The organism is Raineyella sp. LH-20 (assembly GCF_033110965.1).
GTDB lineage: Bacteria > Actinomycetota > Actinomycetes > Propionibacteriales > Propionibacteriaceae > Raineyella.
In genome coordinates this window covers 430,603-449,034 of record NZ_CP137003.1, presented here as the reverse complement: position 1 = coordinate 449,034, position 18,432 = coordinate 430,603, and the positions used below count along the sequence as shown (strand labels likewise).

The 18,432-nt window shown below is 71.0% G+C and carries 16 protein-coding genes, 1 tRNA gene and 1 pseudogene; 11 read left to right on the top strand and 7 right to left on the bottom strand.

Translation table 11 applies throughout. The features are described from left to right. Positions 1 to 112: 112 nt before the first annotated feature. Positions 113 to 1,507, bottom strand: coding sequence for an SH3 domain-containing protein (locus R0146_RS01945; RefSeq protein ID WP_317691183.1), 1,395 nt, complete (start codon positions 1,505 to 1,507; stop codon positions 113 to 115). 414 nt (positions 1,508 to 1,921) lie between these two features. Here R0146_RS01945 and R0146_RS01940 point away from each other — a divergent pair, with 414 nt between their 5' ends. Both R0146_RS01940 and R0146_RS01935 read left to right on the top strand, forming a co-directional pair. Beyond that, a complete protein-coding gene (locus tag R0146_RS01940; RefSeq protein WP_317691182.1) occupies positions 1,922 to 2,551 on the top strand; it encodes an arsenate-mycothiol transferase ArsC in 630 nt (209 codons plus the stop codon). 251 nt (positions 2,552 to 2,802) lie between these two features. Further along, positions 2,803 to 2,875 (top strand) — tRNA-Lys (locus tag R0146_RS01935). A gap of 72 nt (positions 2,876 to 2,947) precedes the next feature. Here R0146_RS01935 and R0146_RS01930 read toward each other — a convergent pair. After that, entirely contained in the window at positions 2,948 to 3,316 is a 369-nt protein-coding gene (locus R0146_RS01930) for a VOC family protein (RefSeq protein WP_317691181.1), read from the bottom strand. Between the two features lie 71 nt (positions 3,317 to 3,387). Here R0146_RS01930 and R0146_RS01925 point away from each other — a divergent pair. Then, positions 3,388 to 3,657 (top strand): annotated as a pseudogene (locus R0146_RS01925) (MarR family winged helix-turn-helix transcriptional regulator); the annotation flags it as partial. A gap of 197 nt (positions 3,658 to 3,854) precedes the next feature. Here R0146_RS01925 and R0146_RS01920 read toward each other — a convergent pair. Further along, complete coding sequence (locus tag R0146_RS01920; RefSeq protein WP_317691180.1) at positions 3,855 to 5,609, bottom strand: MFS transporter; 1,755 nt, start codon at positions 5,607 to 5,609, stop codon at positions 3,855 to 3,857. After that, entirely contained in the window at positions 5,606 to 6,130 is a 525-nt protein-coding gene (locus R0146_RS01915; protein ID WP_317691179.1) for a MarR family winged helix-turn-helix transcriptional regulator, read from the bottom strand. The genes R0146_RS01920 and R0146_RS01915 overlap by 4 nt, the downstream gene beginning before the upstream one ends. A 134-nt stretch (positions 6,131 to 6,264) precedes the next feature. On the opposite strand from R0146_RS01915, the gene R0146_RS01910 reads away from it, so the two are divergent. The 6 genes from R0146_RS01910 (at position 6,265) to R0146_RS01885 (ending at position 12,875) form a co-directional block, all read left to right on the top strand. Then, positions 6,265 to 7,239, top strand: coding sequence for a Gfo/Idh/MocA family protein (locus R0146_RS01910; RefSeq protein ID WP_317691178.1), 975 nt, complete (start codon positions 6,265 to 6,267; stop codon positions 7,237 to 7,239). Continuing rightward, positions 7,236 to 7,631: a VOC family protein gene (locus R0146_RS01905; protein ID WP_317691177.1), complete on the top strand. Its 396-nt coding sequence runs from the start codon at positions 7,236 to 7,238 to the stop codon at positions 7,629 to 7,631. Before R0146_RS01910 ends, R0146_RS01905 begins: the two co-directional genes overlap by 4 nt. Before the next feature lie 194 nt (positions 7,632 to 7,825). Beyond that, positions 7,826 to 9,622: an amino acid permease gene (locus R0146_RS01900; RefSeq protein ID WP_317691176.1), complete on the top strand. Its 1,797-nt coding sequence runs from the start codon at positions 7,826 to 7,828 to the stop codon at positions 9,620 to 9,622. A gap of 117 nt (positions 9,623 to 9,739) precedes the next feature. Then, a complete protein-coding gene (locus R0146_RS01895) occupies positions 9,740 to 10,399 on the top strand; it encodes a hypothetical protein (protein ID WP_317691175.1) in 660 nt (219 codons plus the stop codon). A 30-nt stretch (positions 10,400 to 10,429) separates the two neighbouring features. Beyond that, positions 10,430 to 11,029, top strand: a complete 600-nt coding sequence (locus tag R0146_RS01890; protein WP_317691174.1) for a class F sortase — start codon at positions 10,430 to 10,432, stop codon at positions 11,027 to 11,029. A 136-nt stretch (positions 11,030 to 11,165) separates the two neighbouring features. Beyond that, on the top strand, positions 11,166 to 12,875 hold the full coding sequence (locus tag R0146_RS01885) for a glycerol-3-phosphate dehydrogenase/oxidase (protein ID WP_317691173.1): 1,710 nt from the start codon (positions 11,166 to 11,168) through the stop codon (positions 12,873 to 12,875). A 21-nt stretch (positions 12,876 to 12,896) separates the two neighbouring features. Here R0146_RS01885 and R0146_RS01880 read toward each other — a convergent pair whose 3' ends face one another. From R0146_RS01880 to R0146_RS01870, 3 genes are all read right to left on the bottom strand, one after another. After that, entirely contained in the window at positions 12,897 to 13,154 is a 258-nt protein-coding gene (locus tag R0146_RS01880) for a PLD nuclease N-terminal domain-containing protein (RefSeq protein WP_317691172.1), read from the bottom strand. Between the two features lie 110 nt (positions 13,155 to 13,264). After that, positions 13,265 to 14,149, bottom strand: coding sequence for a 1,4-dihydroxy-2-naphthoate polyprenyltransferase (locus R0146_RS01875; protein ID WP_317691171.1), 885 nt, complete (start codon positions 14,147 to 14,149; stop codon positions 13,265 to 13,267). A 36-nt stretch (positions 14,150 to 14,185) separates the two neighbouring features. Further along, positions 14,186 to 15,469: an AMP-binding protein gene (locus R0146_RS01870; protein ID WP_317691170.1), complete on the bottom strand. Its 1,284-nt coding sequence runs from the start codon at positions 15,467 to 15,469 to the stop codon at positions 14,186 to 14,188. A gap of 289 nt (positions 15,470 to 15,758) precedes the next feature. Here R0146_RS01870 and R0146_RS01865 point away from each other — a divergent pair, with 289 nt between their 5' ends. Beyond that, positions 15,759 to 16,712 (top strand): o-succinylbenzoate synthase, encoded by a 954-nt coding sequence (locus R0146_RS01865; protein ID WP_317691169.1) that lies wholly within the window; start codon positions 15,759 to 15,761, stop codon positions 16,710 to 16,712. A 52-nt stretch (positions 16,713 to 16,764) separates the two neighbouring features. Then, a complete protein-coding gene (gene menD / locus R0146_RS01860; protein ID WP_317691168.1) occupies positions 16,765 to 18,414 on the top strand; it encodes a 2-succinyl-5-enolpyruvyl-6-hydroxy-3-cyclohexene-1-carboxylic-acid synthase in 1,650 nt (549 codons plus the stop codon). Positions 18,415 to 18,432: the final 18 nt, after the last annotated feature.

The following is an 18,432-nucleotide window of genomic DNA, read 5'->3' as shown; positions in this document are numbered from 1 at the left end:
GGTGAGTGGCCCCGGGCCACTCACCGCCGTGATGATCCGGTCCGACCGCCAAGGGGTGAGGCGTACGCGACGAGTGCCCCGTACGTTCCGCTGCCTCGTACGTTCAGCGGTCTCAGTAGACGCTGACGTGCACGTGGTCGTAGTGGTTGGCCGTGGTCGAGCCCCGGTCGGCCATCGGCCGCCATCCCTCCGACGAGCGGGCGACCGACCAGATGTGCTGGCGCCAGATGATGTAGTTGATGTTCAGTTCCCGGGCGTGGGCCTGGAGATAGGCGGCGATCGCGTCGCCGACCGCCTTGTTGGCCCCGGACCAGTTCGGGATCATGCAGTCCACGGCGTGGCCGTCGTTGTGGTCCGAGCCCGGTTCGACGCGTACGCCGTAGTACGGGCCGACCACCGGCCAGTTGGTCTCGACCAGGTTGATGACCTTCTTGACCCCCGGGATGGTGCCGGACAGGCCGACCGACCCGGGCAGCGCCGACGCGATCACCGAACCGTCGCTCACCGGCTGCACCGCGTTCGAGGGGCCGGGGTTGCTGGTGCTGAGGTACTGGCTCGACATCCAGCGGGCGGCGCCCTGCCAGACCACCTCGGTCCAGCCGTTCGACGTCTTGCCGGTGGTGGCGATCTGCTGCCCGCGTTCCAGCGTGGTCACCACGCTGTAGCCGGTCGACGGGCCGGTGCGAACGTTCACCGAGGTGGTGGCGTACATCGTCCCGGACCCGGTGACGACCGAGGGGGCCGGCTGGCTGGCCGAGGCGCCGGCGCTGGTGAGGTAGGCGCTGGACACCCACCGGGTGGCGCCGTTGTAGAGCACCTGGGTCCAGCCGTTCTGCTCCGTCCCGGTCGTTGTCACCTTGGTGCCGCGCACCAGCGTGGTGACAACGGCGTACGACGTCGAGGGTCCGGTGCGGACGTTCAGTGCGGTCGTGGTGTACGCCGCACCGGCCGCCGTACTGCCGGAGGACGACCCGCCGGTGGAACCGCTGGAGGTGCCGGCGCCGAGATAGACGCTCGACACCCAGTAGGCGTGTCCGCTGCGCGAGATCTGGGTCCATCCGCCCGAGGTCGTCCCGGTCAGGGTGACCGTGGTGCCCTTGCCCAGGGTGGTGACGACGGAGTACGAGGTGGACGGGCCGGTGCGTACGTTGAGGTTGACCGTCGTCACAGCGGTACCTGTTGCACCGGTCGACACCGGCGTGGCGCCGTCGGTGGCGCCGCTGACGTAACGGCTGGCGACGTAGACCCGTCGGCCGTTCAGGTCCACCGGCGTCCAGCCGTCGACGGATCCGCCCAGTGCGGTGATCCGTTGTCCGGTGCTGAGACCGCCGACGATGGTGTAGCTGAGGCCGGGTCCCGACCGCAGGTTCACTCCGGTGGTCGCGGTCAACCGGTCGCCCTGTGCCGACTGCGAGAGTGGTCCGAAGACCATGCTCGACGCAGTGACGAGGCCGGCCAGTGTGGCCGTGGCTGCCGTGCGCCCGAGGGCGCGTGTCACGAAGCCCATGACGTCTTCCCCTCCCGGCGACCTTCCCGAGCCGCCGCGATGTGCGGGCTCCGACGCCGACGCCGGTGCCCGAAGGGGTCGTCGTCGCGGGTGCTTCCCCGGACCTCCTGCCCTTCCCCGACAGGGTGTCCCACACGCGTACGACGACCTCCGTGGCTGACACTAGGGGCCGAGCGGTCGCAGGTGAACTCTCAAGCTTCAGTTGACATTGACTTGACTAGGGGAAATGACGGCTCCGTCGGTCGGTTGGGGGAGAAGTCAAGAGCGTACGGTGACATCTGCGACACGCCCAGGTGAACAGCAGGTTAACGAAAGGTGTCCGATTGGGGGTACTCTTCTTCTTGTCGGGGCGCGATGGACGCCCCCGGATGTGCCCACGATCACGCATCGCTTGCGTGGAAGGAGGAGGTCACCATGTTGACCGCAGAGGAGCTCGAGGCGCGTTACGCGTACGACACGGCCCAGCTGGCCGACCACTACGAGGGCGTGTTCACCCCCGAGGAAGTGCGTGAGGCTGTCGCCGTCTCCCGGGAGCACCTGGAGAAGCAGGCCAGCGTGACCGATTTCCTGCCGCTGCTCGTCTCGCGGATGGCGAAGGAGGAATTGCTCGCCAAGGCGCAGGCCGAGGGCCGCGTCGCCAAGGCCCTGCCGGAGATCCTCTTCGTCTCCGAGAACAACAGTGCGCGCTCCCACATGGCCGCCGCGCTGACCCGCCACCTGGCGGACGGCAAGGTGAACGTACGGTGCGCCGGCCTCCACCCGCGCGGCGGGCTGTCCAGTGACGTGATCACCGTGCTGGCCGAGCGGGGGATCACTCTGAAGTACCCGTACCCGATGCCGTTCACCTCCAGCCTGGTGGGTGCCGCCGACGTGGTGGTCACTCTGGGTGTGCCGGAGTTCCACGACTTCGCCGGCAAGTCGTGGGTCAACTGGGAGGTGCCGTCGCTCCGCGGCGAGGGGCTCGAGTTCGTCCGCGAGGTGGCCGACGACCTGGAGCGCCGGATCCGTGCACTGCTGGCCGATGAGGTCAGGATCGCCGCGTAGTCGGCGGTCTGCGGGCCGGGCCGGCCCGCAGCGGAGCGGCTGTTGACCCCCGGAGGGCCGTCGGCGGTGGCGTACGACGCCATCGTGACGGCCCTCCGTGTCGTGTCATGTGGTGGTGCCGGCGGATTGTCCGATGCGGTCGTCCGATGCGGTCGTACGGTCGGTCGGGTCGGTGGTGTCCCTTGTTCGAGGGGTGTGATGTCCACCGGTGTGCGGGTCGGTGGCCTGTCGGTAAGCTGGGGGGCCGACCGGGGTCCTTAGCGCAATTGGCAGAGCAGCGGACTTTTAATCCGCGGGTTGTGGGTTCGATTCCCACAGGGCCCACCCGATCGACGTCACGGCGCCGGCTTCACCCGTTCTGCGGTGAGGCCGGCGCCGTTCGTCTGGTGTGCTGGATCACCCCTTGGAGTGGATGGTGACCACGTAGCCGTCCGGGTCGCGGAAGGCGAACTGGGTCCCGAAGGACCCCTCGAACGGCGCCTGGACGATCGGCACGCCCTGCGCGACCAGCCGCGCGTGCAGACCGGTGGCATCGGGGGCGTGGAACCACACGCCGATGCCGGCGCCGAGCTGGCCGACGGCGTCGAGATCGACGCCCGGGAACGGGGCACGTACGGCGAACGAGACGCCGCCCGCGGAGAACACTGCGGCGGCCGGGTTGGGGACCGGAAGCCGGGTCAGGCCGACGGTCTTCTCGTAGAACTGTGCGGACGCCTCGCGGTCGCGCACCTGGAACGACACGAAATCGGGGCCGGTGGTCGTCATGGGGACTCCTCTGCTTCGTCGGGATTTATGTCAATGTTCTGACACTCAATCCCCTGTGTCAAACTATTGACATGGCAGACGTGAGGGACCGTACGACGCCGGAAGAGTTGGGCGTGCTGATCAAGGAGACGCAGGCCGTGCTGCACCAGCGGATGGACGAGGTGTTGCGTCCGCTCGGGTTGACCGTGCCGCAGTACGCGTGTCTGCAGGCCCTGCAGGACACCCCGGGCATCACCGGCTCCGACCTCGCTCGCCGCACTTTCGTCTCCCGTCAGTCGATGAGCGTCCTGGTCCAGGGTCTGGAGAAGCGGGGCCTCGTCGAGCGGTCCGATGCTCCCGGTCCGCGCCGTGAACGCGCCACCAGCCTCAGTGCCTCCGCAGGGGCGCTTCTGGTGCAGGCGCAGAGGCGAGTGGCCGGCGTGGTCGAGACGATGACAGGGGCCCCCCCCCCCCCCCCCCCCCCCCCCCCCCCCCCGGCCGTGATCAACTCCGGGGGCTGCTGGTCGCGTGCCGTGACGCGCTCCTGGAGGGGTGAGGGTCAGTCCTCGCTGCCCACCTCGACCGGCACCGGCTCGACGTGGCCGGTCGTTCCGATCACCCGGACGTGCTTGCCGCGGGCGAGCGAGGCCAGCGCGCCGACGAAGCTCATCACGGCCGCGGCCAGGAAGACGACCACCAGGCCGGACTGGAACGGCGCCGAGATCAGCTGCGGGAAGAACTGCTGCCCGGTCAGGGTGGCCGCATCCGCGGCGGGGATCTGGGTGAGGATCCCGGTCGGCTCCAGCATCGACTGGATCGGGTTGTAGCCCAGGAAGGCGGCGAACAGGCTGCCGGTGGGCGGCATGTTTGCGATCGGGGTGGCGATCGCGGCCGGGACCGAGTGGCTGGTCAGGCCGGAGAAGAGGGCCTGCGGCAGGGTGCCCGCCAGGCCGACGATCATCAGCGAGAAGAAGACGCCGATCGACAGCGAGTTGCCGGCGTTCATGAACGTGCTCGACATCCCCGACGCGATGCCGCGGTCGGCGGGCCGTACGCTGCTCATCACGGTGGACCGGTTGGGGGCGGCGAACATGCCCGAGCCGACCCCGTTGAGGAAGCACACGACCGCGAAGAGCCAGTAGGGGAAGTTCACCGGGATCAGCAGGAAGCCGATGAAGGTGATGCCGACCAGGACCAGGCCCAGCGGGGCGAACAGCCGCGAGCCCAGCCTGTCGGAGATCATCCCCGACAGCGGCCCGGAGACGACGAACCCGATGGTCAGCGGCAGCATGTAGATGCCCGCCCACAACGGCGTGTCCTCGTACGCGAAGCCGTGCAGCGGCAGCCAGATGCCCTGCAGCCAGATGATCAGCATGAACTGCAGCCCGCCCCGGGCGACGGCCGACAGGAAGGCCGACAGGTTGCCGAAGGCGAACACCCGGATCCGGAACAGGTCCACGTCGAGCATCGGGTTCGGGATCCGCTGCTCGTACAGGACGAAGGCGACGAGGATGACCAGGCCGCCGACGATGCCCGCGATGACCCAGGGGTTGGTCCAGCCGGACGGGTGGTCGCCGTACGGCTGGATGCCGTAGGTGATGCCGATCAGCAGGACCGTCAGGCCGACGGCGAAGAGCACGTTGCCGATCGCGTCGAGCCGTTCCTTGCTCTTCTCGATCAGGTGAGCCCGCTGGCCGGTCTCATGCAAGGAGACGTACGCCCACACGGTGCCGATGATGCCGACCGGGACGGAGACGAGGAACACCCACCGCCAGTGCAGGGCCGCCATCAGGCCGCCGAGCACCAGTCCGACGAAGGTGCCCGCGATGGCGGCCACCTGGTTGATGCCCATCGCCGTCCCCCGCTTGCCCGGCGGGAAGGCGTCGGTGATGATGGCCGTCGAGTTGGCGAAGATCATCGATCCGCCGACCGCCTGGACGAGGCGCCACAGGATCAGCCAGATGGCGCCCGCGCCGCCGTCGTACGGGTCGACCGACAGGGCGATCGCACCGACGGTGAAGACCAGGAAGCCCAGGTTGTAGATCCTGACCCGCCCGTACAGGTCGCCGAGGCGTCCGAAGGTGGTGACGAGCACCGCGGTCACCAGCATGTAGCCCATGAGCATCCACAGCAGATAGCTCACGTTGCCGGCTTCGAGCGGGTTGAGGTGGATGCCGTTGAAGATGGCCGGCATGGCGATCAGGACGATCGAACCGTTGATCGACGCCATCAGGGCGCCCAGTGTCGTGTTCGACAGGGCGACCCACTTGTAGCGTTCCGGGTGCAGTGTGTGGATGCGGGAGGTGGGGCTCATTGCGTGGCCGCCGATTCCTTTCGGGGGGTTGGTGATGTGTCGGGCGACGCTGCCCACGTCGGAGGAGGGCCCAGTCGCGGCGGCGCGAGCAGCTCGGACTGCCGTTCGACGATCGACTCGAGGACCCGCAGGAAGGCCTCGCGGTCGGTGTCGGACGTGTCCCGGAGCAACTCCTCCTCGAGCCACCGGATGGCCGGCCAGACCTGTTCGAGCAGGTCGTCGGCGGCCGGGGTGGTCCGGGCCAGCATGCCCCGCCCGCCGGCCGGGTCGGGCGTCCGCTCCACGCGCCCGTCCTGTTCGAGGACGGAGAGCATCCCGGCCACCGAGGCCGGCGTGATGCGGACGAGCCGGGCGAGGTCGGCGCCGGAGCTTCCCGGGTTGTCGGCGAGGTGCCGGAGCATCGTGTACTGGGCCATGGTCAGTCCGAAGGGGCGGAGCACCCCGTCCGCGAGGCCGCGGGCGGCGAGGTGGGCCCGCTTCAGCGGACCCAGCAGGCTGGTGCGTCGATCCGGTCTGACCATGGGTCCTATCTTAGGCTCCTTATATGTGTCTGGTCACAGCGTGCCGCAGGATGGACTGTGTGGTGGGCTGATGGATTGATGTGACTGGGCTACCTGGGGTGCCGCGGCCCGGCAGGCTGTGACAGGGTGGGCGTGTGAAGGTGGGATGCATCGGATTGGGCGACATCGCACGGAAGGCCTACCTGCCGGTGCTGGGCAGCCTGGCCGAGGTCGAACTGCATCTGCAGACCCGCAGCCCGTCGACCCTCACCGCCGTGGCCGACGGGCACCATCTGCCCGGCGCGCAGCGGCATGCCGACCTCGACTCGCTGCTCGACGCCGGACTGGACGCCGCGTTCGTCCATGCCCCGACCGAGACCCACCCGGCGATCGTGACCCGGCTGCTGGACGCCGGCATCGCGACGTACGTCGACAAACCGCTCGCGTACGACCTGGCGACCTGCCGGGAGCTCGTGACGCTCGCCGAGCAGCGCAGTACGTCGCTGATGGTCGGTTTCAACCGGCGCTTCGCGCCCGGCTATGCGAGCTGCCACGATCACCCGCGAGACCTCATCGTGCTGCAGAAGAACCGGCCCGGCCCGGCCGACGAGGTGCGGCGTACGGTCTTCGACGACTTCATCCATGTCGTCGACACGCTGCGCTTCCTTGTCCCCGGGGAGGTCGACGAGGTGACGGTGAACCATCGGGTGCGGGAGGGCCGGCTCGAGCACGTGGTCCTGCAGTTGTCGGGGGCCGGGTTCACTGCGCTCGGCGTGATGAACCGCGTCGCCGGGGTCACCGAGGAGGTGCTCGAGGTGTCCGGCGGAGGCCGCAAACGGGTCGTCCGTGACCTCGCCGACGTCATCGACCATCCCGACGGGCTGCCCACTGTGCACCGCCGGCCCGACTGGGTCCCGGTGCCGCGCCAGCGCGGCCTCGAGCAGGCCGTCCTCACGTTCCTCGGTGCCGTACGGGAGGATGTCGTCCTGTCGGCCCGCAACGCGCTGGCCACCCATGCGCTGTGCGAGCAGATCGTGGCCCGAGCAGGCGAGTCGTACGATCCGCGCTTCGACAGCGCCGCCACCGCATCGGGTGACGGCACCCCATCGGAGGAAGGCAGACCATCATGAGGATCACCCTGACCAGCGTCCTCGTCGACGATCAGGACAAGGCTGAACGGTTCTACACCGGGGTGCTGGGCTTCGTGGTCAGACACGATGTCCCGCTCGGGGGCGGCGCCCGCTGGCTGACGGTCGTCTCTCCGCAGGACCCCGAGGGCACCGAACTGCTCCTCGAGCCGCGTGGCCACCCGGCGGCGGCGCCCTACTGTGAGGCCCTGTTCGCCGACGGCATCCCGTTCACCCAGTTCACCGTCGACGACGTCGACGCCGAATACCAGCGGCTGCGCGACCTGGGCGTACGGTTCACCCAGTCGCCGATCGCGATGGGCCCGGTGACCACGGCGGTGTTCGACGACACCTGTGGCAACCTGATCCAGATCGTCCGGCAGACCGCCCAGTAGGCTCGCCTGGCCGGTGGCCGGTGGCCGGTGGCTCTGGTGGTCCGCCGGCCTGCGGCCGGTGGCTGCGGATTCCTATTGTTACGACCGTGTGTCCGCGCCGAGACGTAGGTCCCGCGCCGACACGGTCCACTAGCCTGTCACCGAACTCCGGAGGGTGTAGTAGTGCGTTCCGGCCCAGAGAACGAGGTGGATGCATGAGTCTCTTCCTGAAGAAGACCATCGGTGAGGTCCAGGAGGACCTGGCGGATCCCGAACGCAGCCTGAGGCGCGAACTCGGCGCGTGGGACATCGCCGTGATGGGTGTCGCCGTCGCGGTCGGCGCGGGCATCTTCTCCGTCGGTGCGCAGGCCGCCGCCGACTACGCCGGCCCGGCCGTGATCATCTCCTTCATCATCGCCGCGCTCGTCTGCGGTCTCGCGGTGATGAACTACGCCGAGTTCGCCTCGACGATCCCGGTGTCGGGGTCGGCGTACACCTTCTCGTACGTGTCGCTGGGGGAGCTCATCGCCTGGATCATCGGCTGGGACCTGATCCTCGAGATGCTGATGGCGGCCTCGGTGATCTCCAAGTACTGGGGCATCTACGTCCGCAACGTGTTCGAGTTCCTGCACATCGACCTGCCGACCGAGTTCGCGCTCGGCGGGCTCACCGTCTCCTGGCCACCGGTGCTCATCGTGGCGCTGTTCACCGTGCTGCTGGTGCTCGGCACCAAGCTCACCTCGCGGGTCAACGGTGTGCTGACGGTGATCAAGATCGGGATCACGCTGTTCATCATCGTTGCGGGCTCCTTCTACGTGAAGGTCTCCAACTTCAAGCCCTTCCTGCCGCCGGCCGAGCCGACCACCGGCTCCCAGGCCTCCGGGGTGATGACGCAGAGCCTCTTCGCGTTCCTCTCCGGCGCCGACCCGACCCGCTACGGCATGTACGGTCTGCTCGGCGCGGCCGCCCTGGTCTTCTTCGCCTTCATCGGCTTCGACATCGTCGCCACCACCGCCGAGGAGGCCAAGGACCCGCAGAAGACCCTGCCGCGGGGCATCTTCGGCGGCCTGGCGCTGGTCTCCCTGCTCTACGTCGCGGTCACCATCGTCGTCACCGGCATGGTGAGCTACCGGGAGATGGCGAAGGAGGACGAGCCGTCGCTGGCCACCGCGTTCCGCCTCGTCGGTGCCAACTGGGTGGGCACCATCATCACCATCGGCATCCTGATCGGCCTGACCACCGTCATCATGGTGCTGCTGCTCGGGCTCGCCCGGGTCGTCTTCGCGATGAGTCGCGACGGGCTGCTGCCCCGCGGCCTGTCACACACCTCGGACCGCGGCACCCCGGCCCGGCTGCAGATCCTGGCCGGTGTCGTCGTGGCCGCCATCGCCGCACTGGCCGACGTCGGCCAACTGTCCGAGATGATCAACATCGGCACGCTGTCGGCCTTCGTCCTGGTGAGCTTCGCCGTGCCGGTGCTGCGGCGTCGCTACCCCGACCTCAAGCGCGGTTTCACCGTGCCGTGGTCCCCGACGCTGCCGATCATCTCCGGTGTGCTGTGCCTCTGGCTGATGGCCAACCTGGCCGTGGAGACCTGGCTGCGGTTCGTCGTCTGGCTGCTGGTCGGCCTCACCATCTACTTCGGTTACAGCTACCGGCACTCCCGGGCCCGACTTGACCAGGAGACCGAGCTGCCGACCACCGGTGAGCGTCCCGGTGCCCGACAGTGGACCGTCGCCTCGGGCGTCCTCGTCGGGCTGGCCGGGCTGGCCGTGATCGGAGGGATCGTCGTCGCGCTGGCCGGGCGGAGCGGAACGGCGCTGTCCGGTGGGCTGGTCTGGGCACTCATTCTCGGCCCGGCGCCCGGCATCCTCGCCGGTCACCTGGCGCTGACCCGGACCGGTGCGGACAACGGCCGGTCCCGGCCGGTGCAGACCGTCCTGGCGACGGGTTACGGCGCCGGCGCGGTGGCGGTGGTGCTCGGCATCGTGCACGCGCTGGCGGTCATCTGATCCGGGCGAGGATGGGCGTGTCTCCGGCGGAACGGTAGGACGTCCGGCAGGATGTGATGCAGATCACTTGATCTGGCGTTCCTTCCCCCAGTCTGTCGTTCCTCGAAGGAGAGCACCATGACTGACGCCGCCTTCCGCCCCCGTCCGATCCAGCTCCGGCCCGTCCACGCCCGTCCTCTCCGGCTGCTGGCCGCCGCCGGCGTCCTCGGACTGCTCGCCTCCCCGCTCGCCGCGACCACCGCGTCCGCCGTGACGGGCGACATCAAGGTCGCCGAACACGGCGCGACTCCGGACAACAGCAACGATCCGCACATCGCCGGCTGCTCCTTCGACGTCCAGGCGTTCAACGTCGATCAGGGCAGCTACGCGGTCACCTTCACGACGCAGGCCCCGGCCCCGGCCGGTATCGCCAGCAGCGACTACGGATTCTCCGGCCCCGGGCAGTTCGTCATCCCGTCCGACGGGGACACCGTCACCCACTCGTACGTCCTCGTCTCGAAGACCGGCAACGCCCTGCCCGCGGCCGACTTCCACATCAAGGTCGAGCTCGACGCCGGCGGCGACAAGGTGAACTCGAAGGTCTTCTGGCTGGACGAGTGCGCCGCGCAGCCGCCCACTGAGCCGTCGGCCACCCCGACCACCGCCCCCTCGGCCCCCGGCACTGTCAATGCCGGCTTGGCGGGTGACAGCACCGGTGGCCTCGTGGCGCTGGGGGTGGGCGGCGTCGTCATCGCCGGGCTGGGTGCGCTCGGCCTGCGGCGACGCGCCGGCCACTGAGGCGCCGTACGATCCGCACGGGGGCGCCCCGTGAGTGCCCGTCGCCGCCGACCGCTGGTGCCCACCTGGGTCCTGCTCGCGGCCTCCGTCGTTGGCCTGGTCGCGGCGCCGTCGGGTGTCGTCTGGCTCGCCTACTTCCGGCATCGGACGCCGCCGGTGCCGGCGGTCGCGCCGTTCGATCCCACCGCGCTGACCGTCGACTCCCTCGGCCTGCACAGCGTCGGCGTGCTGCCGATGGCTCTCGACCGCGGTGCCCTCAACCCGCCGGACAATCCGCGGCTGGTCGGCTGGTGGAACCGCTCCGCCGATGCCGGCGCCGAGGTGGGGACCACCCTGCTCACCGCCCACAAGGTGCACAACAGCGGATCGGCGGTCTTCGAGCACCTGGTGGAGCTCAGGCCAGGCGCCACCGTCGTCCTCGGTGGCGCCGCCGGCTCCCGGACGTACGTCGTCCAGGATGTCCGGGTGCTGACGAAGGACCAGCTCGCCGCCGCCTCGGCGCAGCTGTTCGCCCAGGACGGGCCGCATCGGCTGGTGCTGGTCACCTGTGAGGACTGGGACGGCACCGGATTCACGGCGAACTCGGTGGTCACGGCCGTCCCGGTCGCCCCGTCACCGCCTGCATCGTGACCGCCTGGATCGTCACTGCCTGGATCGTGACCGCCTGCATCGGCGCCGCCCGCAGCGGCACCGCCCGTATCGCTGGCGGGGCGGACCTGAACCCGAGCCGCCTCCCGGCGGGCCGGCCGCTGGCATAGTGGTGCCCGTGAAGGAGTCCACGCTCACCGCACAGTCCCGATCGCGAGCCCTGGAGGAGATGGCCGACGACGGCGGCCTCGACCTCCTCGTCGTCGGAGGGGGAGTGACGGGCGCCGGCATCGCCCTCGATGCGGTCACCCGTGGCCTGCGCACCGGGCTGGTGGAGATGCAGGACTGGGCCGCCGGCACCTCGTCGCGATCGTCGCGGCTGGTGCACGGCGGCCTGCGCTACCTCTACCAACTGGACCTGCATCTGGTCTCCGAGGCGCTGGCCGAGCGCGGCCTGCTGCTCGACACCATCGCCCCCCACCTGGTCCACGCCCAACCCTTCCTGTGGCCGCTGCGGGTGCCCCTCATCGAGCGCGGCTACAGCGCCCTCGGCGTCGGCCTGTACGACCTGATCGCCCGGTTCCACGGCGGCCGGGTGCCGATCCAGCGCCACTACGACAAGGCCGGCGCGCTCGGCATCTTCCCCGACATCCGCCCCGGGCGGCTGAGCGGCGCAATCCGCTTCTACGATGCCCGGGTGGACGATGCGCGCCTGGTCGTCGACCTGGTCCGCACGGCCGTGTCGTACGGCGCCCTGGCCGCCTCCCGGACCCGGGTGGTCGACTTCGTCCGCCGGCGCGGCGCGGTCACCGGGGCCGTCCTGCACGACCTGGAGGCCGACCGGGAGATCACCGTCCGGGCCCGCCACGTCATCAACGCCACCGGTGTGTGGACCGAGCAGACCGAGGGCCTGGCCGGTCCGCGGGCCCAGGGACTGAAGGTGCTCGCCTCCAAGGGCGTGCACATCGTGGTGCCCAAGGAACGGATCCGGGGCCGCACCGGCCTGTTCCTGCGGACCTCGACGTCGGTGCTCTTCATCATCCCGTGGCCCGACCACTGGGTGATCGGCACCACCGACACCGCCTGGTCCGAGCAGCGTGAGGCGCCGGTGGCCACCGCGGCCGACATCGACTACATCCTCGACCAGGCCAACGCGGTGCTGCGCTCCCGGCTGACCCGCGACGACATCCTCGCGTCGTACGCCGGCCTGCGACCGCTGCTGCAGCCGCTGCGCGGCACTCCCGGCGAGTCGGCCAGCGTGTCGCGCGAGCACACGGTCGCCCGGGTCGCGCCCGGCCTGTCGGCGATCGCGGGCGGCAAGCTCACCACCTACCGCCGGATGGCCCAGGACGCGGTCGATTTCGCCCTCGGCGCCGAACGGACCCGTGCGCAGCCGTCGATCACCGAGCGGGTCCCGCTGGTCGGCGCGGTCGGTTACGAGGCCACCCGGGCACAGGCCGGCCCGATCGCGCGCCGGATCGGCTGGGACCGGCACCGTGTCGAGCACCTGTTGTCGCGCTACGGGGCGGAGCTGACGACGATCGCCGATCTGGTCCGCGCCGATCCCGATCTCGGTCGTCCGCTGGCAGCGGCTCCGGCCTATCTGCGGGCCGAGGTCGCCTTCGCGGTGACCCACGAGGGCGCCCTGCACCTCGCCGACGTGCTGCGCCGCCGGGTCCGGCTGGCGTACGAGATGCCCGAAGGGGGCTGCGCGGCGCTGGACGAGATCGGTGACATCGTCGCCCCGCTGCTCGGCTGGGACGCCGCCACCCTGGACCGTGAGAAGCAGCGCTACCGCCGCGAGGTGGAGGCCCAGCGCGCCGCGTCGGAGGCGCCCGACGACGCGACCGCGTCGGCCCTGATGGCGGCGGCGCTGGCGGAAGTCTAGACGGCCGTGTCCGGGCCGGGATCAGAGCCGGCCGAGGAACTCCGGATCGTTGTCGGGGGCCTGGTCGCGCGGATCACCGCCCCCGCCGCCGCCCCCACCGAAGGAACCGCGGCCGAAGATCAGCCAGGCCAACCCGCCGACGAACGGGAGCACGACGATCGCCATGAACCACATCCACTTCGGCATGAAGTTGACCTTCACCGAGTCGGTCTGCGCCAGATCGGTGATGCAGTAGATCGCCAGCATGATGGCGATCAGGACGGGCAGATAGCGCATCATGACGGAATTGTAGGCGTCGGGACGCCCTGTCGGAACGGTGTCGGTCGGGGGCGATCCAGGCCGGTGCGACCGCCTGAGGGCAGCGTGTAGGGCAGGTCGGCGCGTACGACTCAGAACGGGATGGCGAGGCCGATCAGCAGGCCGGCGGCCGCGATCAGCTCGGCGATGCCGGTCAGTTTCAGCACCTGCACCAGGGCCAGGCCCTTCGCCCCGGTCAACAGCGCGCGGGTGGGACCGGCCAGTGGCAGGACGAAGGCCAGGCCGAGCAGCGACCACCAGCGTCCGGAGGCGATCGCGACGGCCACCACTGCGGCGACCGTCACCAGCACCAGCGCGAGGAACAGCAGCCGGCTGCCGCGGTCGCCGAGCCGGGTCTCCAGGGTGCGCTTGCCGGCGACGATGTCGGTGTCGAGGTCGCGCAGGTTGTTGGTCACCAGGATCGCGCAGGCCAGCGCGCCGATTGCGATCGCGGCGAAGAGGCTGGGCAGGGTCACCGCACCGACCTGGACGTACGTCGTGCCGCAGACGGCGACCAGCCCGAAGAACACGAAGACGAAGACCTCGCCGAGGCCCAGATAGCCGTACGGGTGCTTTCCGCCGGTGTAGTACCAGGCGGCCAGCACACAGGCGAGGCCGACCAGCAGCAGCCACCACTGCTGGGTGAGGATCACCAGCACCAGACCGGCGATCCCGGCCAGACCGAAACACCCGAAGGCCGCCCGCTTGACCGTCGCCGCCGGTGCCGCGCCGGAGCCGACGAGTCGCTGCGGGCCGACCCGTTCGGCGGAGTCGGTGCCGCGGATGCCGTCGGAGTAGTCGTTGGCGTAGTTCACCCCGACCTGCAGGGCCAGCGCCACCACCAGCGCGAGCACCGCATGGAGGGGCCGAAACGATCCCACCGCGGCGGCCGCGCCGGTGCCGGCCAGGACCGGGCTGACCGCTGCCGGGAGGGTCCGCAGCCGGGCACCCTCGACCCAATCAGCCATCGTCGTCACGCCTGAGCACCCTTCGTCACGGCCACGTCCCTTTCGTCACGCCAGCTCTTCGTCCATCGTCCCCCACGCGGCGATCAGCGCCCGCCGGTCGATCTTGCCACTACTGGTCGTCGGCAGCACGTCGAGACGGGCCAGACCACGCGGCAGCGCGTGGTGCGCCAGCACGGGCGCCAGGACCGTGCGGAGGTCCGGCAGGGAGGTACGTACGGTCGTGACGACGACCACCCGGGTGCCCCAGATCTCGTCGGTGACTCCCAGTGCCACCAGGTCGGTGGTGCCCAGGGCCCGCCGTGCGGCGGTCTGGACCGCGGCCAGGTCGACGTTGAGCCCGCCGGAGATCACCACGTCGTCGAGCCGGCCGAGGACCCGTACGCTGCCGTCGGGGGCGATCTCGCCCCGGTCGCCCGTCAGCAGGGTCCGGCGGCCGCTGGGGCCGATCCGAAGCACCTCGGCGGTCAGGTCGGGGCGGCCGAGGTAGCCGGAGAACACCATCGGGCCGGTGATGGTCAGCCGGCCGGCGGAAGCGCGGTCTGGGTCGGCGTGGTCTGGGGCGGCGTGGTCTGGGTCTGGTCGGTTTGGATCTGCCCTGTCTGGGGCGGCATGGTCCGGATCGGCCACGGCGGCAGTCTCGACCCGCACCTCCACCCCGGCCAGCGGCCGACCGTCGTACACGCAGCCGCCGGACGTCTCACTCATCCCGTACGTGGTGACGATGCGCAGGCCGCGGGCCCGCAGATCGGCGAGGAGCTCCGGGGCCACGGCGGCGCCACCGAGCAGGATCGCGTCGAACCGGGCCAAGGCCGCCAGCGCCGCATCGTCATCGAGCAGGCGGGCCAGCTGGGTGGGGACGACCGACAGATAGTGCCGGACGTCGGGGCCGGCGGCCGCCGTGAGGTCGGCGATCCGCGGAGCGTCCAGGTGCGGCGGGGCGAGGTGCAGGGCGGTGCCGGCGAGCAGCGCGCGGCAGACCACCATCGCACCGGCCACGTAATGCGCCCCGAGAGCCAGCGACCAGTCGCCCGGCCCCCCGATCCGGTCATCGGTGGCCGCGGCGCCGGCCCGGATCGCGGCGGCCGAGAGCATCACCCCCTTCGGGGTGCCGGTCGACCCGGAGGTGGAGACGATCAGCGCGACCCCGTCCGGGACCGCGCCCGGCCGGCCCGCTGTCGCCAGCATCGCGCGGACGGCCGCTTCCTCGACCGGGTCCGGCGGCAGCGGGGCCAGCACGTACGACCCGTCCAGTGCGCCGGCGAACGCCTCGGTCAGTTCCTCGGCATCCAGCCCGGCCATGGGCAGCAAGCGCAGCGGGGGTGTTGACACGCGCCCAGCGTAGGCCCGTCCCCGCACGGTCTCTCACGCACAAACGCTCAGCTCTTCACCTCGCCCGTGCGTTGGTGCGGAATGACGGACACTTCTGCACGGGCGAAATGCAGAGCTGTTCGAATGTGTCTGAGCCGGTGCAGCGGGAGGACTGCTCCGCGTCACACCTGCCCTGTCGGGTCACGGTCGCGGCGTCCGGCGTACGGCCGCCCCGGGGACAGCCGGTGTCCAGCGTACGAGGCCGATCACCGGAGCCCCGCCGAGCGACCGGGCGGCATAGGGTCGGGGCATGGAGACGTACGCCTACTCGATCCCGCTGCGCACCCGGTTCCGGGGGATCGAAGTGCGGGAGGGTCTGTTGTGGCGCGGCCCGGCGGGCTGGGCCGAGTGGAGCCCCTTCCTCGACTACCACGGCGCCGAGTTGGTGCCCTGGCTCGCCGCGGCGCGGGAGGCCGCCGAGGAGGGCTGGCCCGCCCCGATCCGCGGCCGGGTGCCGGTCAACGTGACGGTGCCGGTCGTCGCGCCCGAGCAGGCATACGCCCTGGTGGTGGAGTCCGGGTGCCGCACCGCGAAGGTCAAGGTCGCCGATCCCCGCTCCGACATCGCGGACGACATCGCCCGGTTGGAGGCTGTCCGCGACGCGCTGGGGCCCGATGGCCGGGTCCGGATCGACGCGAACGGGGCCTGGGACGTGCCCACCGCCCGCCGTCACCTCAAGACATTGGCCCGGTTCGAGCTGGAGTACGCCGAACAGCCGTGCCCGACCACCGAGGACCTCGCCGCGCTGCGTCGCCACCTCGCCCACGACGGCATCGACGTGCCGATCGCCGCCGACGAGTCGATCCGCCGCTCGGGTGATCCGGAGCGGGTGGTGGCGTTGGAGGCGGCCGATGTCGCGGTGCTCAAGGTGCAGCCGCTCGGTGGCGTACGTGCCTGCCTGCAGCTCGCCGACCGCCTCGGCCTGCCGGTGGTGGTGTCCAGCGCACTGGAGACCTCGGTCGGGCTGGCCGCGGGCGTCGCGCTGGCGGCGGCACTGCCCGAACTGCCGTACGCCTGCGGTCTCAACACCTCCCGCCTGTTCGTCGACGACGTGGTCGACGCCCCGCTGGTCGCCGTCGACGGCTGGCTGGACGTCCGTCGCCCCGAGCCGACCGCGGCCCGGCTGGCGACGCTGGGTGCCGACCCGGAGACCCGCGCGCGGTGGGACCGACGGCTGGCGGAGACGGCTAGCCTGAGCCGGTGAGTCCACGGCCGCCGACGGAGCCGGCCACCAGCAGGTTCGTCAGGGAGGCCGCATGAACCCGTCCACCGCCCTCGCCCGGGCCGTCATCGGTCACCTCGTCGCCAACGGCGTCGAGCACCTGGTCGTCTCGCCCGGCTCCCGCAACACCCCGCTGCTGTTCGCCGCGCACCGGGCCGAGGCCGCCGGGCGACTGCGGCTGCACGTACGTCTCGACGAGCGGGTCGCCGGGTTCACCGCGTACGGCATCGCCCGGGTCACCGGACGGCCGGTGCCGGTGCTGGTCACCTCGGGCACGGCGGTCGGCAACCTGCTGCCGGCGATGATGGAGGCCGCGCACACCGGGGTGCCGCTGATCGCTCTCACCGCCGACCGGCCGAACGGCATGCTCGACACCGGCGCCAACCAGACCACCCACCAGTTGGGGATCTACGGCACGTTCGTCCGGGCCGAGGCCAACCTCGAAGCCGACTCCGGGATCCGGGCCGTACGCCACCAGATCGCCCGGGTGCTGGCCGCCGCCGGTGGCGTACGCAGCCGCCTCGCCGGCCCCGGCCACCTCAACCTACGATTCGCGGAGCCGCTCGTCCCGGATCCGGACGACGACGACCTGGCCTGGCTGGACGTCGACGCCCCGGCGATCGCCCCGCTCGGCGCCGGCATGCTGACCGAACCCGCCGCCGGGCCGCGCACCGTGGTGCTGGTCGGCAGCGGTGGCCCGGCCACCGGGGCCCGGGCCCGCCGGGTCGCCGAGGAGGCGGGCGTGCCGCTGCTCGCCGGCCCCGCCTCCAACGCCCGCACCGGCAGCGCCCTCGGCACCTACCGCCTGCTGCTCGACTCGCCGCTGGCGGCCCGGATCGAACGGGCCGTCGTGTACGGCCGGCCCACCCTGTCCCGGCCGGTGATGCGGCTGCTCGCCCGCACCGACGTCGAGGTGATCGTGGTCGCCGACGGCTCGGACTGGAACGACGTCGGGCTGCACGCCGCCGTGGTGGCCGACGAGGTGCGACTGCCCGCTGGCGATCCGGGATGGCTGGCGGAATGGCGGGAGGCGGACCGCCGGGTCGCCGCGGACCTGGCCGCACTGCTGGCCGCCCAACCCGTGCTGACCGGGCCGGAGATCGCTGCGGCGGTGGTCACCTCCGTGCCCGCTGAGGACCTGCTGCTGCTCGGTAACTCTCAGCCGATGCGCGACGCCGACCTGGCGCCGATCCAGGACGCCCCGGGGCGTGTGCTCGGCAACCGCGGGCTGTCCGGCATCGATGGCCTGCTCTCGACCGCCACCGGGGCGGGCCTCGGTCTCGGCCGGCCGGTGACCGTGCTGATCGGCGACGTCTCGCTGGCCCACGATGCCGGCGGCCTGCTGATCGGTCCGAGCGAGTCGGTGCCCGACCTGCGGGTGGTGCTGGTCAACGACGACGGTGGCTCGATCTTCCACACCCTCGAGCAGGGCGATCCGCGCTATCGGGCCGGGGCGTACGCCGGGTCCTTCGAGCGACTGTTCGCCACCCCGCACGGCGTCGACTTCGCCGCCTTGGCCGCAGCGTACGGCTGGCGCCACCGGCTGGTCACCACCCGCTCGGAGTTGGCCGAGGCGCTGGCCGCGCCGGTGCAGGGGCGCGAACTGTTGGAGGTGCCGATCAGCCGGGACGACCGGCGCGACCTGGAGGCGCGGCTGCGAGGGTTGGCGCGGCCTGAGGGGTGAGGCGCCTGATCCGGTGAC